This window comes from Clostridium sulfidigenes, assembly GCF_052067195.1.
Lineage (GTDB): Bacteria > Bacillota > Clostridia > Clostridiales > Clostridiaceae > Clostridium_J > Clostridium_J sulfidigenes.
This window is the reverse complement of record NZ_JBQHQR010000002.1, coordinates 294297-310627: the sequence shown is the minus strand read 5'-3', so window position 1 is coordinate 310627 and position 16331 is coordinate 294297. Positions and strand designations below refer to the sequence as shown.

Here is a 16331-nt window from a genome sequence, read left to right as displayed (position 1 = left end):
AGTGTTGATAATAATATATATAGATAAGAAAAGTAAACAAATTAACTTTTAATAAGGGGGAAGATTTAATATGGATAAAGATATAAACAATAATGAATTAAATAACAATGAATTAAATAACAATGAATTAAATAACAATGAATTAAATAATAATCAAATTAATAGCAATAGTAACTTAAATGAAAATACCGGTATTAATAAAGATAATAATGACAATAATACTAGTGACAATATAAACTACACTGTGATTCAAGATGTAGAATATACAACAAATGATGACTTGAAATTCAATGAAGTTAATACTTCATCATGGCAAGAAGAAGAAAAAAAGAAAAAAGATAAAAAGAATAAAGGTAAAGGTTCAGCTAAATCTTATATAGCTATAGCTCTAATATGCTCTATATTAGGAGGAGCAATTGGTACAGGTGTTACTTATGGAGCTATGAGAGGCACTATACAATCAGCAATTAAGGAAGCTAAATCAAAAACAAATAACGGTGGAACAACAACAAATATTAATCCTATAAGCAGTATGAATATACCAGAAGTAGTAGCAAAGGTTTCCCCAGCTGTAGTTGGTGTATCAACCACTTCAGTTTCAACTAATGTATTTGGATTTGATATGGGTGAACAAGAAGGCATTGGCTCAGGATTTATTTTTTCAGATGATGGTTATGTACTTACAAACTATCATGTAGTTAAAAATGCTAGTCAAGTTAAAGTTATATTTAGTACAGGTAAAGAGGTAAGTGCTAAGGTTGTAAACTATCAGGAAGATGCAGATTTAGCAGTTGTTAAGATCACTGATGATGTTGAAATGCCAGGTAAAGTAGAACTAGGAGATTCTGATAGTCTTCAAGCAGGAGAACAAGTTATAGCCATAGGAAATCCACTTGGAAAAGAATATCTAGGCTCTGTAACAACAGGAATTATAAGTGCTGTTAATAGAGGAGTAGCATTAACTGAGGGTGGAGAAAAAATGAACCTTATCCAAACAGATACTGCTATAAATCCAGGGAATAGTGGAGGACCATTAATAAATTCTCAAGGTGAAGTTATAGGTATAAATACAGCTAAGATAGGCTCTACTGGAGTAGAGGGAATAGGTTTTGCAATTCCAATAAATGATGCCACTGAAAAATTAGATACCTTAGTAAAACAAAAAATAAAGTTTGGTATAGCAGTTAGAAATATAACAGAAGATTTATCAAAACAATATAATTTGCCGGTTGGTATATATATTCAAAGTATTGAAGATTTTAGTATAGCACAAAAGGGAGGATTACAACCTGGAGATGTAATTACTAAAATAGGTAAGAAAAATGTTAAGACCGTTGAAGAATTAAACAAGGAAAAAGAAGCCTACAGTGATGGAGATAGTATTCCTATAGAATTCGTAAGAAAGGGTCAAACAATGCAAGCTACTTTAGTAGTAGAATAATAAAGTTAATACTTATAATTATCCCCTAATTATAATATTATAAAATTTAAATAGGTGTGAAGCTTGAGTTATCAATGTTTCATGCCTATTGTTTTTAGGTGAAAATTTAATATTGCTAATGTATACAATATTATATGTTAAAACAATAAACATACATATGTTACTTTTAGTCATATTTATAGATAATTATGTATTTTATGCAATTAAATTGTTGACTGTTATATCTACTTGTGCTAATATCCTCTTATAAAATAGTAGATTAATTAATTATAAGTTTTACGGAAATTCTGAAGTATATACTAATTTGGGCACTTTGTATATATGGAGTTAGTAGTGCAACCGACCTTTATAACCAATCTTATATTTATATAAGATTGCATGGGGTCGGTTTTAGTTATATAAGTTTAAAACTTGGATATAGAAAATATTAGTATAAAAAACCCCAAAAAGTGTATAGACAAATACTAAATATAGAGCTATACTTAAATAGTAAAATATATTAAAAAATAATAAATATTACATGATTTGGTTTCGTTTATAAATCATTGAGTGAATTTTATTATAAGTTTTAAGGAAACACTGAAGTATATACTAATTTGGGCACTTTGTATATACGGAGTTAGTAGTGCAACCGACCTTTATAACCAACCTTATATATAAGATTGGCATGGGGTCGGTTTTTTTATTACAAAAAATTATTAGGGAGGAAGATTAAAAAAGAAATTTAAATCCATACCCAAACTAAAGAACAAACTATCTGTTTTTATACTTAAGCATAGATTGATTTAATTTTGTTCCAAAAATATTAAATACAATTTTCTAATAGTTTTAAGGAAACATTGAAGTATATACTAATTTGGGCACTTTGTATATATGGAGTAAGTAGTGCAACCGACCTTTATAACCAATCTTATATTTATATAAGATTGGTATAGGGTCGGTCTTTTTTATTGAAAAAAATTATTAAGGAGGAGAATTATGAAAAAGAAGAAATTTATGTCTGCACCTAAGGTAAAGAAGAGAGTATCTATTTTTATGGCTTTAGTTATTGTAGTTTGTCAAGTTTTAAATATTGTTCCTACAATGCAAGCTAGTGCTATGGATATTACAGGAGATTTCCCATTTATTACTGAAGTAAGATTAACAGGTAATGATGGGAATCCTATAAATGAGTCATCAAATCCCATAAGTAAAAATGAAGAGGTAAAACTAACCTATAAGTTTACTATACCAAATCAGGGGACGGTAAAAAATGGTGATACTTATACTTTGAAAATACCTAAGGAAATCCAAATAATAAGTACACTAAATTTCCCTATTACTCTTGATAATGGTGATACAATTGCAAATGTTAAAATAGAAACTGATGGTAATGTTACCATTACTTTTAATGAATTTGCAGAGAATAATTCCAATGTTTCAGGATTCTTTTTTATTGATACTCAATTTGATCCTGACCAAATAGGAGGACCTAGTCCAGTACCTATTACATTTGAAATTGGAGGAAATTCTTCTCCTGTTATAATTAACGTAAACCTTGAGCAACCGGAAGTTCCTGATGCTTCTGCTATAAAGTACGGAAGTTATGACCCTTCTAAAAATGAGATTACTTGGAAAGTAATTGTGAATACAGAAGGAGTCACGGTTAATGATGCTGATATTGTGGACAACATTTCAGTGGGACAACAGTTTATACCTGGTTCTGTTACTATAAATGGAGTTAGTGCAGATACAGCAAATTATAACTATGATTATAACAATAATAGATTAACTTATAAATTTCCAAGTGTAATAGAAACAGAGCAAGTAATTACCTTTAAAACTAAGGTAGTAAATCCAGAAGTTTTTAAATCTGAGGGAGCTACGGTATATGAGAAGAATAAAGCAATCTTTAATCATGATGGAACTTTTGTAGAATCTAATGAGGCATCAGTAGCTATTTATACAGACTTTATTAGAAAAGATGGAAAGTACGATGTAGAGGCAAAGAGAATTAATTGGACTATTTATGTAAATAACAATGCTCAAAATATTCCAAATGCTGTAGTTACTGATGATATACCAGAGGGGTTAACTTTTGTAGATGGTAGTGTTAAGATGGATGGAAACCAAACTGAGGATAATTATTCTTTAGTTGGACAAAAATTTACCTATACTTTCCCAAGTGCTATTAATGAGTCACATATAATCCAATTTTCAACAGATGTAACTGATGGAGATGCCTTTAATTCCAATACAGGGAAAACCTATAACAATAAAGCAACTTTAACTGGTGATGGAGTACCAAGCGATGCTTCAGATGAAAAGGGCGTTGGAGTACCTACTAGCATTATTTCTAAACAAGGCGCAGGATATAATCCAGCTACAGGAGAAATTACTTGGAAGGTTACTATAAATAGTAATAAGATAGCAATAAAAAATCCAGTGGTTACTGATGAAATAAGATTAGGACAAGAATATGTAGATGGTTCTGCTACTATAGATAAAGAGGTTCCAGGAGGAAGTTTTAACTATGTGAAAGCAGCAGAGAGTGATGCTAATAAAACTGGAACATTAACTTATACCTTTAATGGTAATATTAACGAAACTTATACAATAACCTTTAGAACAAAAGTAACAGATCCCAAGGTTTATGCAGGAAATATGGAAGGATATAGTTACAATAATCAAAATTATTACAATGAAGCTAGATTAACAGGGGACAATATTAAAGAATCTAATGCTTCTAATTGGCAGTATTTAAAAAGTGAAGTTATAAATAAGTCTAGTAGTGATTATGACTATGTAACAAGAGAAATTACCTGGAAGATTGTAGTTAATAAAAATAAAATGATTCTTCCTAATGCTTATATAATAGATAATATTAAGGGTGGGCAGGAGTTTGTTCCTAATTCTGTTTTGATTAATGGAATTCCTGCAGAGCCATCAAATTATGTTTATGATGAAACTGCCAAAACCTTAAGATATAATTTCCCTAGTGAAATCAAAGATGAGCAAATAATAACTTTTAAGACTAAAATTACAGATACCTCTATATTTAACACTAATGGAGAAAAGCAGGTTGAGAATACTGCAAAGCTAATAACTGATTTAGTGCCTGGAGGTGTAGAAAGTACAGGAAAAGGTACTATAAAAAGTACTTTAATAGATAAAAAAGCTATCTATGAAAGAGGTAATTCTTATATTGATTGGAATGTAACCATTAACTCTAACAAAATATTAATTAAGGATGCAGCTTTAACAGATATCCTTCAAGAGGGACTTGAACTTGATACCACATCTATAAAACTGTATAAGCAGATTTTAAAATCTAATGGAAACCTTGAAAAAGGGGAAGAGGTTGTTTTAAATCAAAGAAATGTAAAATATAATGCTGAAACAAGAGAGTTTACCTTTATATTACCTTCTCCAACTGAAGAAGCATATATTTTAACCTTTAGAACTGATGTAGTAGACAAAAGTAAGTCACCATTTACTAACGCTATATCCTTTAAAGGTACAGGAATAGAGGGAACTTCTTCTTCAGGAAATGTTGATGTTATATTCCAAGGTGCTGGCGGTGGTGGAGTTGGCGAAACTGGTAGCATTAAGGTTGCAAAAGTAGATAAAAATAACGAAAACATTAAACTGGAAGGAGCTGTATTTGAACTTCTTGATAAGTATGAAAATGTTATAAAAACTTCAGAACCAACAGACTTAACTGGAGAGATTGTATTTAGTAAATTGAAGTTTGATATAGACTATTACGTTAGAGAAAAGGTTGCTCCAACAGGATATACATTAAGTAGTGAATTGTATAAATTTCAACTTAAAAATACTAAAGATGAAAAGAATATAACATATAATTATAAAGATGAAAAGATTAAAGGTGAAATTGAATTCTTTAAAACTGGTGAAAATAATATCCCTCTTGAGGGAGCAGAGTTTACTCTCTATATGATTTCAGACACTTCCTATTCAAATCCTATAGCAATAGCTATAAGTGACGAAAATGGAAAAGTAAATTTCAAAAATGTGGAGTATGGAGAGTATGCAATAAAAGAAACAAAAGCTCCAGAAGGATATATACCTTCAGGGAAAATACTAACTGCTATTATCACTGAAAATGGAAAGATAGTAAAAGCAAACCCTGAAAGTATATCTAATACAAAAATTAGAGGAAATATAGAGTTTAATAAATTAGGTGAAGACAAAAACCCATTACAAGGAGCAGAGTTTAAGCTTTATAAAGAAATGGATACAAAGTTTGAAAATCCTATAGCAACAGCTATAAGTGATGAAAGTGGAAAAGTACAATTTGAAAATGTAGAGTATGGTAAGTACACTATAAAAGAATCAAAAGCTCCAGAAGGGTATGTTATTTCAGAGGAAGCGCTAACTGCTATTATAGCCGAAAATGGTAAATTAGTTAAAGCAAACCCTGAAAGTATTTCGAATACAAAAATCAGAGGAAGCATAGAGTTTACTAAACTAGGAGAAGATAAGAACCCATTACAAGGAGCGGAATTCAAACTTTATAAAGAAATAGATACAAAGGTTGAAAATCCTATAGCAACAGCTATAAGTGATGAAAGTGGAAAAGTACAATTTGAAAATGTAGAGTATGGAGAGTACACTATAAAAGAATCAAAAGCTCCGGAAGGATATCTTCTTTCAAGCGAAATACTAACTGCTATCATAACTGAAGATGGAAAGGTAGTAAAAGCGAACCCTGAAAGTATATCTAATACAAAAATTAGAGGAAGTATAGAGTTTACTAAGCTAGACGAAGATAAAAACCCATTACAAGGAGCAGAATTCAAGATTTATAAAGAAGTTGATACGAAGTTTGAAAATCCTATAGCAACAGCTATAAGTGATGAAAATGGAAAAGTACAATTTGAAAATGTAGAGTATGGCAAGTACACTATAAAGGAAACAAAAGCTCCAGAGGGATATGTTATTTTAGAGGAAATACTAACTGCTAATATAATTGAAAATGATAAAACTGTAAAAGCAAATCCTGAAAGTGTGTCTAACACAAGAATTAGAGCTTCGATTCAAGTTAAAAAATTAGATCAAGATAAGAAACCTTTAAAAGGAGCAGAATTTACATTATACGATTCAGAGGGTAAAGAAATTGAAACTTCTGTATCAGGAGAAGATGGTACTGTGTTGTTTAAGGATATTCTTTATGGAGAATATACAATAAAAGAAACAAAAGTTCCTGAAGGATATTTAGCTTCAGAAGGTACAATAAAGGTATTTGTGGTCAAAGATAGTGAGCTATATACTTATGAGGTAGTAAATAACAGAATTAAGGGTAGTATTATAATTACTAAAACTGATATGAAGGGAAAGCTACTTAAAGGTGCAGAGTTTACTTTGTATGATAGAGATGGTAAAGAAGTAGCTACTGTAGTTTCTGATAAAGATGGTATTGCAATTTTTAAGGATGTAGATTATGGTGATTATACTATTAAAGAAACTAAGGCTCCTAAGGGATATATTCTAAGCAAAGAAGAGTTACAAGTTAAAGTTAATTCTACGGAAATAAAAAAATTCACTGTTAAAAACGAAGCTGAGAATATTGTTAATAAAATAATAAATGTTTTGCCAAAGACTGGTGGGTCATTTGATTATAAACTTATAATTGGGGCATTAACAGTTATAGGTGGCGTTAGTCTAGTATCAAAAAGGAAAAAATAAAAGTAAAGAATTTAAATATAAAAATAGATATTTAAAATAAAAAGTAACACATATATTTTAAATTCTATGTACATGTAAAGAAGGCTATTGTAAAATACAATAGCCTTTCTACTTTAAACAAAAATTGCCTATTTAAATTTATTAATTATTTCCTATACACATATTAGCTAAATCATTACCAAATGAAATGGAATCTTTTGGTACCCAAACTTCTTCAGTTTTCTTACCAAAGTTCATTTTTACTTTTTCAAATTCAAAAGTAGTTGATTTAACATCAGTTGAAGGAGTTAATGCATTAATATTTTCAATTATTTTTTTGATGAAAATTTCTGATACTTTAGTCATATCAGAAATTTGTTTGCTTTGTACTTCAGAAATAGTGTCATCACCAGCTTTAGTACTTGCTTCAACCATATTAACATATGTAGTTGATATTTTAACTTGAGATATTTCTTTATCACTAGAAACAACTTCTATAGTAGGTTTTAATTTTCTTAAAGCTTCTATTTGAACGTTATAAATTTGATCTAACTGCTCATCAGTAATAGGTAGACCAGCTTGTACAAAACCAGCTTTAGTAGCTTCATTCATTGATTTTTTTTGAATTTCAGCCATAGATTTAATTTCATCATTTGTCACACCAAGTTTTTCAAATTCGGCGCTATCTTGTAAAATAACTAAGTCATAAAAAGCTTTTGCAGTTTGATCAATAGGAATAGTCTTTTTACTACATCCTAAAAAAATTGATGAAATACTTAATAACATAACGATACAAAGAATACTAGGTTTTATAAATTTTTTCATATGTAATTCCCCTTTGTTTTTAAAATCTGTAAATTGTTTTTATTTGGATAATTCTTATTTAAAGCAATTATATAATATAATAAAATTTACCAAATATCAATTATTTTTGCAATAAAGGCTATTAAATATGGATTCTGGGAAGATAAGGTTATAAAAATATTTAAGGGAGCTTATTTCAAAAAAGCTCCCTTAGTTTAATTTATTTTCTTTCCTTAATTATGCCTTTTCTATAGGCATTTAAAAGCATTTGAAGGTAATGAATTTGACTTATAAGTTCCGTACCTATATCAGTATCTCTAACCTTTAGCCTTCTAGAGTTAAATTCTAAAATGAAGTTGGTAGATATGATATCTTTCCCCTCATCAATGGCTGTTTGAGTTGATTCAAAAGGCTCATGCTGAACTAATTGAAGGCCATAGGAATTATAAATTAAAGTATAGCCTGCAATGCCTGTCTCAGGTTGGTAAGCCTTAGAGAATCCCCCATCTATAACTAAAAGTTTCCCATTAGCCTTTATAGGATTTTCACCTTTAATAGTTTTAACAGGTACGTGTCCATTAATTATATGAGAATGTTTAGGAGAAAGACCAAATTCTAATAATATATTATTACAAACCTCTTCATTATCTCTAAGATTGAAGTAAGGGCATTTATTTTCCTTATGAGTAATCTTATCATTTATAAAATATCTTTCAAAGGTAGCCATTTTATCCTTACCAAAGAGAGGTGAATCAGGGCCACACCATAAATACCACATGTAATCTAAGGCATAATGAGCATTTTTGCTATCACATTCATTAAAATATGCTTCTCTAGTAATTCTATCTACCCTATCTAAATATTCTTTACCGCAGAATTCCTTGTTTCCAAGCTTAACATTCTTAAAAGTGCCATCTTCATTTAAAGGAATGGAGGCATGATATAAAAGATTAGAATTGCTCTTTAAATAAAGGCTACCCTTAGAGTAAAGACATCTAACATGTTTCTCAAGTTTTTCACTATTTAAGAAAGAACTATGAAGCTTAGACATTAATTCTTTTTCTTCATCTGTCAATTTATAAGGATTATTAATATCTATAGTAGGGAAGTTAGTATCATTTAATACATATTCCTTACCACCTATAACAATTGTTCCTTTTTCATAATTAATTTTATCAAGAAGTCTTCTATCATCCATGTTAAATTCAGGATGTCTTTTAATAATTTCACCTTCTAATTTAAACTGTATAATAGAAATTGCCTTATGCATTTGAGCCATAAGTTTTAAGTCTTTTTCTTTAAAGTAATCATTAGTAACCTTTGGTTTAAAGGATTTACATGGATCATTAGAGTATACATCCATAGCAAAACGAGCTAGAGGTAAAATGTTTATACCATAGCCATCCTCTAAGGTTTCTAGATTAGCATATCTAGTACAAATTCTAATAACATTACAAATGCAACTATGATTTCCAGCTGCAGCACCCATCCAAAGAATATCATGGTTTCCCCATTGGATATCATAGGAATGATAATTACATAGAATATCCATAATTATGTGAGCTCCAGGACCTCTATCATAGATATCACCTACTATGTGAAGAGAATCTATAGTCAACCTTTGAATAACATTACAAATTGCAGTTATAAAATCGCTAGCCCTACCAATGGAAATAATAGTATCTAATATTCCATTAAAATAATCTTGTTTATTTGGTCTCGCTTCAGATTCATGAAGTAGCTCCTCTATAATATAGGAAAAGTCTGCAGGAAGAGCCTTTCTAACTTTAGAACGAGTATATTTAGAAGATACATTTCTACATACCTGAATCAATTGATTAAGGGTAATCTTATACCAATCATCAGGATCATCTTCTTTAGCAAGGGCAATATCTATATACTGTTCAGGGTAATATATAAGAGTACATAAAGCTTTTTTTTCAGATTCTCTAAGGGTATTACCAAAGATATCATTAACCTTTCTTTTTATTACACCTGAAGCATTTTTAAGTACATGTTGGAAAGCTTCATGTTCACCATGAAGATCCGTTAAAAAGTGCTCCGTACCTTTAGGTAAATTTAATATTGCCTCCAAGTTTATAATTTCAGTACAAGCATCTGATATTGTAGGAAAATTATGAGAAAGAAGTTCTAGGTATTTTAAATCCTTTTCAATTATATCAGCACTTATTTCACAAGTTCCGCTCATGATTATCTCCTTCTTAGCAAATAACTATTCAGATAGTTATAGGTAAAATAGTTATCTATAGATAGTTATTAAAAATTGCTATCTATATAGTTATTTGAAAAATTACTATCTATATAGTTATATGTAATATGCTATATTATAATTATTATATATATGATATTATACATGAAATTTATATAATTTACTAATATCATAGATAAATAGGTTATCATATATCTATATATATTCTACATATATAATTTTAATATAGTAATCAATTTTCTTAACATCAATAGAGTTTTTATTGGGTATAAATACACAATGAATTATTTTGTATTATTAGAATTGAAAAGATATATTCTACATGATAGGATTAAAGAATAGTAACTGTGAAAAATAAACAAACTATATATATAAAATAAGATTAGGAGTGATAAATATGAATAAAATGCTTAACCTAAAACGCTGGGCTTTACTTGGAGCTACCACTGATACTACAAGATTTGGATACAAGATTTTTAGAGAATTAGAGGATAGAGGATATACTGTTTATGGAATAAATCCTAAATATGATTCTATAGATGGAATAAAGTTATATAAATCTATAGAAGAGCTACCAGAATTAATAGATGGAATAAATGTAATAGTTAATCCTAAAATTACTTTAGAAGCTCTTCCTAAAATAAAAGCAAAAGGAATCAAAAATGTATGGTTCCAACCAGGTTCTTTTAATGAAGAAGTTATAGAAGAAGCTAAAAAATTAGGTTTTAACATAGAACTAGAAGACTGTATGCATGTAGAATTATTGAAGTTATAGTCCTTGTTTCATATAGAAAATGTTAAAAACAAATGTGTAATCATGGATTAGAAAGATCTAACTAATAAATAAACAATAAATAAACTCCAATCTCATTTTTAAATTTGGGTTGGAGTTTATTTATAGGGTAAGACATGGGGGAAGTTCTTATGGGTGAAGCTTTAAATGAAATACTAGATAATATTTCACAAGGAGTTATTGTTATTGATACAGAGGGAATAATAACAACTTACAATAAAAAGGCTAAGGAGATATTTGGAATATTTGAATCTACAAAAATTAGTCATAAGTCAGATAGACTTAAAAAAGATGATTTGGTTTTTATTGTAGATAATAAAGTTGGTGAGGACGATGGGGAACTAGATTATAAGTCATTTGAGAAGATCGGTATCTATGATAAAAACCTTAAAAAGGGAGATTCAATTTTAGCCTTTGGTACATATAAAAGTTCTAATAATGATGTTAATGAGAATTACAAAATTATAGAAGTAAGTGATCAAAGTGGGGAAGTATATCTTGATGGAGTATATAGGGAATTAAAGTATAAGCTAAGTATAGATTATAGTAAAAAAATATTAGAAATAAATATAAATGACACAATATATAGTATGAATTATAGATATGCTGTTGGACATATGGTGATAATTAGAAATAATGAACTAGTATTTTATCAAAGTAAGGGCTATACAGCTAGAAATGAAAGTTTAAGATACATATTAGAAGAGAGAGTTTTTAGAGAAAAAGGTAAGAATGCACAGGCTATAAATCCTATTGGAGATTTCATTTTTAATGTTCATGAAAGAAATAATGAAATGGATAAATTCTATAGGTGTGCTACTAAAGAAGATAATATAGTAACAAATGAATTTATGAATATTAATGGTATAGCTACATTATCATCAATTATACCGTTATATTCAGAAGAAAATAAAATTGGGGCTATATTAAGAGTTGAAGACATAACAGAATTGAAAGAAGTAATAGAAGAAAGAAACGTTTTATTAAAGAATCTTAAAAAAACAGAAAAATTATTAGAAGATGAAAATATAGCAAGAAGTTTCAAAAAGTTTCAAGGGGTAAGCGCCCATATAAATGATATTAAGAAAATAGCTTATAAATCATCAAAAACAGATTCAACGGTATTAATACTAGGGGAAAGTGGAACGGGAAAAAGTACTTTAGCAGAAGAAATTCATAATATCAGCAATAGGAAAAATAATAAGTTTCTTCACATAAATTGTGCATCATTACCAGAAAGTCTTTTGGAAAGTGAGCTTTTTGGATATGAAGGTGGAGCATTTACTAATTCAAGAAAGTCAGGTAAACCAGGACTATTTGAATTAGCTAATAATGGTACTGTATTTTTAGATGAAATAGGAGAAATGCCATTAAAGATTCAAGGTAAACTACTTAATTTTTTACAAAATAAAACCTTTTATAGAATTGGAGGAATAGAAGAAATTAAGGTAGACACCAGAATTATATGTGCTACAAATAAAAATCTTGAACAATTAATAAAGGAAAAGGAATTTAGAGAAGATTTATATTATAGAATCAATATTATACCTATATACATTGAGCCTCTTAGAAATAGAATTGAAGATATACCCTTATTGGTGGACAAGTTAATTGAAAATTTATCTAAGAAATTAAAAAAAGAACACATTACTATGACTAGAGAAGCAATGAACAAGTTAATGTGCTTATCTTGGTTAGGGAATATAAGGGAATTAGAAAATGTTCTCGAGAGAACAATAAGTTTAAATGATTCTAACGTAATTTATTCTAAAGATATATTAGTATACAATACAAAAAATGAAACACAAGAAATAAATGAAAGTTTAAAAGTTGGTTTAGAAGAAGCAGAAAAGAAAATAATAATTAACTGTTTAAGAGCTTATAAAGGAAATATTAAAGCTTGTTTAAATATATTAGAAGTTGGAAAAACCAGCTTTTATGATAAATTAAAAAAATATAATATCCATATAAATGATTATAGATAAAATTAAATATAAATATTCCGTTAATGCGGAATGGTGTTCGCAAAAATGAACTGTTTTAAATTCTTACATATTGAGCAAAATCAAAGTTTTAGAAAACAATATTTAGAATAGTTCGAAAATGTGGAAAAACATATAAGCTATATTTAAAGACTAATAAAAAAATGGCTATTTTAAAGGGATTAATTTAGTAAATATCTTTTAAAAATGTGGCATAGATATTGCTTTACTATTAAAGTAAGAAATTTAGTAGGAGGCAATAGATATGTTACAAAATAGCATTAAAGAAGGAAACTTATATTTTTATGGATGTAATGTTCAGGAATTAGCACAAAAGTACGGTACACCTTTATATGTAATATCTGAGGATTGCATAAGAAACAAGTGTAAAGAATTAAAGGAAAGTTTCATAGAAAAGTATCCTAATACTAAGGCATTTTATGCAAGTAAAGCCTTTTTGACTTTAGAAATGTGTAAAATAATGAAGGAAGAAGGCATGGGAATAGATGTAGTATCAGGAGGGGAACTTTTTGTAGCAATTAGAGCTGGCATTGACCCAAAGGACATAATGTTTCATGGTAATAACAAGACAACAGCAGAATTAAAAATGGCCATAGAGTATAGTGTAGGAAGAATAGTGGTTGATAGTTTAGATGAATTACAAGTGCTTGATGACCTTGCCAATGAAGCAAATAAAGTTGTAGATATCTTATTTAGAATAACTCCAAATATAGATTGCAATACTCATAAGTATATAAGTACTGGTCAAAAGGATTCTAAATTTGGTATTCCATTAGATGATGAAATTATAAAGGAAGCTATAACTATAGCAACAACATCAACAAATATAAATTTCAGAGGGATTCATTTCCATGTAGGCTCACAATTATTTGATAACTCATCCCATCTGAAAGCTATAGAAAATGCAATTAGATTGATGAAAAAGCTGAAAAATGATTTAGATATAGAAATAGAAGAGTTAAATGTTGGAGGAGGCTTTGGCATAAAATATTTAGAAAGCGATAAGCCAAAATCTCTAAGCTATTTTATTGATGCAATAATGGAAGCAATTAAGAAAAAAAACTATGAAAATGGACTTAAGATGCCTAAGATTTTTATTGAGCCAGGAAGATGGATGGTTGGAGAAGCTGGTATAACTCTTTACACTGTGGGAACTATTAAGGATATTCCAGGAGTAAGAACCTATGTATCCATAGATGGAGGATTACCAGACAATCCAAGAACCGCATTATATACAGCAAAGTATCAAGCATATTTAGCAAATAAAATGGATAATGAAAGAAATAAAACAGTTACAATAGCTGGAAAATGCTGCGAATCAGGAGATATACTAATATGGGATTTAATGGTGCCTCATTCTATAGAAAGAGGAGATATTCTTTCAGTTATGAGTACAGGTGCATATAATTACTCCATGGCTAGCAATTATAATAAAATTCCAAAGCCTGCTGTAGTGATGATAAAAGATGGACAAGAAAGAATTATTGTAAGACGTGAAAGCTACGAGGATTTAATTTCCATGGATGTAATTTAATAATTCTAGTTTAAATATGGGTGATATGAGATAATAACTACACATTATAAAATTTCGGGGGGATATAACAATGGAAGGATTTTTTAACTCCATAAATAAAATATTTGAATTTATAGTACCAGTGGCAGACTTTTTATGGGATTTTCCAACTAATTTTCAATGGTATTCTAACATTCCTATAATAGGAAAGTTTTCTTTAGCTATCTTACTTTTAGTAGGATCAGGTATTTATTTCACATTTAAAATGGGCTTTGTTCAATGTACTAAGTTTAAAAAAGGGATTAAAATACTTGTAGAGAAGAAATCTCATGAAGCAGGAATTAGCCCTTTAGCATCATTTCTACTAAGTTCAGCCATGAGAATAGGACCTGGAAATATAGTAGGGGTTACAGGAGCAATTAGTGTAGGAGGACCAGGAGCTATATTTTGGATGTGGGTTTCTGCATTCTTTGGAATGGCTACAGCCTTTGTAGAAGCAGTTTTAGCTCAAATTTTTAAAGAGAAGAAGGATGATGAGTTTGTTGGAGGACTACCTTTTTATGGGATGAAGATTTTAGGGAATAAAAGAGCAATAGGAATAGTACTAGCTGTTTTATTTATTGTATATGCAATGTTCTGTATACCAGCTCAAACCTTTAATATTGTAACTAGTTTAAGTTCAGTAGTAGAAACAATTACAGGAACAGTTTATGAAAGACAATCATTACTATACTATGCAATTACTATATTATTAATAGCTTCAGTTGTAGTTACTGTATTTAAAGGAATAAATGGTGTTACCAAGGTTACAGATAAGTTAGTGCCTGTAATGGCTTTAATTTATGTAGGAATAACATTAGTAATAATTATATTTAACTTAGATAAAGTACCTGTATTTTTTACAGCAGTATTTGCAGGTGCCTTTAAACCACAAGCCATCTTTGGTGGGGCCTTTGGTGTTGCACTTGCTCAAGGAATAAAAAGAGGTCTTATGTCAAATGAAGCTGGACAAGGTACTATAACTATGGCAGCAGCTACTGCAGACACTGACCATCCAGTAGAACAAGGATTAGTACAAGCTCTAGGAGTATTTTTAGATACTATGGTAATTGCCACAATGACAGGAATAGTTGTAGTTATGGCAAGCCTTTGGGCAGCTGAATCAGGAGTGGCTTGGGAGAGTATAAAAGGTTCTAAGCTAACAGTTTATTTAACCTCTGTACAATACTTAATTCCAGGTACAGCCTTTGACTCAATTGCTATTATAATAATATCTTTATGCTATGGATTATTTGCATTTACAACCTTACTTGGAATGATTCTATTTGCAGAGATATCAGGAAACTTTATATCAAAAAGTAAGAAATGTATTAACACAATAAGAAGTTTAGGTGCCTTTATATTTGTACCTTTTGGTTGTTTAACAGTTTTATCAGGACTAGAACTAGGGAACCTATGGTATATATCTGACTTAGTAAACATACTAGTTGTATATGCCAATGTACCTATATTATTATTAGGATGTAAAATTGTATTTAAAGCTTTAGATAATTATAATAGCACGAAAGGTGCAAAGTTTAACTCTCTAGACATAGGAATTGAAACTCCTTGTTGGGGAAACTATGGAATTGATAATTATAAAGAAGAGAAAGAAGTATCTATGTAAATATTTAAATTATATAAAAAATAGGATAATAATGTATACTAAAATATTACCCATATGATATAATAAATTATATAAGAAAAAATGGAGGAAACAACTGTGAGATATCTTAATATAAAAAAAGGATATACCCCAATGAGCAGCAGTTCTATGACTAAAACTGCAATATTGAAAACTAAGGGGTTACTATATCTTTTTTTAAGATGATTTTGCAGGA

At 29.2% G+C, this 16331-nt stretch carries 8 protein-coding genes and 3 riboswitches; of the genes, 6 read left to right on the top strand and 2 right to left on the bottom strand.

Annotated features, from left to right (window positions below):
• Window positions 1-70 precede the first annotated feature (70 nt).
• Entirely contained in the window at window positions 71-1441 is a 1371-nt protein-coding gene (locus ACTNBA_RS03355; protein WP_441072588.1) for a S1C family serine protease, read from the top strand.
• A 272-nt stretch (window positions 1442-1713) separates the two neighbouring features.
• Window positions 1714-1795: riboswitch (cyclic di-GMP riboswitch) on the top strand.
• 210 nt (window positions 1796-2005) lie between these two features.
• Window positions 2006-2087, top strand: a riboswitch (cyclic di-GMP riboswitch).
• Between the two features lie 178 nt (window positions 2088-2265).
• Window positions 2266-2347: riboswitch (cyclic di-GMP riboswitch) on the top strand.
• 72 nt (window positions 2348-2419) lie between these two features.
• A complete protein-coding gene (locus ACTNBA_RS03350; RefSeq protein ID WP_441072586.1) occupies window positions 2420-7129 on the top strand; it encodes a SpaA isopeptide-forming pilin-related protein in 4710 nt (1569 codons plus the stop codon).
• 141 nt (window positions 7130-7270) lie between these two features.
• Here the strand turns inward: ACTNBA_RS03350 and ACTNBA_RS03345 are convergent, their stop codons facing one another.
• Together ACTNBA_RS03345 and ACTNBA_RS03340 are read right to left on the bottom strand one after the other, a co-directional pair.
• Window positions 7271-7933, bottom strand: coding sequence for a hypothetical protein (locus ACTNBA_RS03345; RefSeq protein WP_441072584.1), 663 nt, complete (start codon window positions 7931-7933; stop codon window positions 7271-7273).
• 199 nt (window positions 7934-8132) lie between these two features.
• Window positions 8133-10121: a fructose-1,6-bisphosphatase gene (locus tag ACTNBA_RS03340; RefSeq protein WP_441072582.1), complete on the bottom strand. Its 1989-nt coding sequence runs from the start codon at window positions 10119-10121 to the stop codon at window positions 8133-8135.
• A gap of 418 nt (window positions 10122-10539) precedes the next feature.
• On the opposite strand from ACTNBA_RS03340, the gene ACTNBA_RS03335 reads away from it, so the two are divergent.
• The 4 genes from ACTNBA_RS03335 (at window position 10540) to ACTNBA_RS03320 (ending at window position 16117) form a co-directional block, all read left to right on the top strand.
• Window positions 10540-10917 (top strand): CoA-binding protein, encoded by a 378-nt coding sequence (locus ACTNBA_RS03335; RefSeq protein WP_051823942.1) that lies wholly within the window; start codon window positions 10540-10542, stop codon window positions 10915-10917.
• 149 nt (window positions 10918-11066) lie between these two features.
• Window positions 11067-12920 carry a sigma-54 interaction domain-containing protein gene (locus tag ACTNBA_RS03330; RefSeq protein WP_441072580.1) on the top strand — a complete coding sequence of 618 codons (1854 nt, stop codon included), beginning with the start codon at window positions 11067-11069 and terminating at the stop codon, window positions 12918-12920.
• 262 nt (window positions 12921-13182) lie between these two features.
• On the top strand, window positions 13183-14472 hold the full coding sequence (gene lysA / locus ACTNBA_RS03325; protein ID WP_441072578.1) for a diaminopimelate decarboxylase: 1290 nt from the start codon (window positions 13183-13185) through the stop codon (window positions 14470-14472).
• Window positions 14473-14542: 70 nt separating this feature from the next.
• Window positions 14543-16117, top strand: coding sequence for an alanine/glycine:cation symporter family protein (locus tag ACTNBA_RS03320; protein ID WP_441072576.1), 1575 nt, complete (start codon window positions 14543-14545; stop codon window positions 16115-16117).
• Window positions 16118-16331 lie beyond the last annotated feature (214 nt).

Coding starts and splice junctions, on each gene's coding strand:
- ACTNBA_RS03355 (WP_441072588.1), top strand. CDS start 71: ATGGATAAAGATATAAACAATAATGAATTAAATAACAATGAATTAAAT.
- ACTNBA_RS03350 (WP_441072586.1), top strand. CDS start 2,420: ATGAAAAAGAAGAAATTTATGTCTGCACCTAAGGTAAAGAAGAGAGTA.
- ACTNBA_RS03345 (WP_441072584.1), bottom strand. CDS start 7,933: ATGAAAAAATTTATAAAACCTAGTATTCTTTGTATCGTTATGTTATTA.
- ACTNBA_RS03340 (WP_441072582.1), bottom strand. CDS start 10,121: ATGAGCGGAACTTGTGAAATAAGTGCTGATATAATTGAAAAGGATTTA.
- ACTNBA_RS03335 (WP_051823942.1), top strand. CDS start 10,540: ATGAATAAAATGCTTAACCTAAAACGCTGGGCTTTACTTGGAGCTACC.
- ACTNBA_RS03330 (WP_441072580.1), top strand. CDS start 11,067: ATGGGTGAAGCTTTAAATGAAATACTAGATAATATTTCACAAGGAGTT.
- lysA (WP_441072578.1), top strand. CDS start 13,183: ATGTTACAAAATAGCATTAAAGAAGGAAACTTATATTTTTATGGATGT.
- ACTNBA_RS03320 (WP_441072576.1), top strand. CDS start 14,543: ATGGAAGGATTTTTTAACTCCATAAATAAAATATTTGAATTTATAGTA.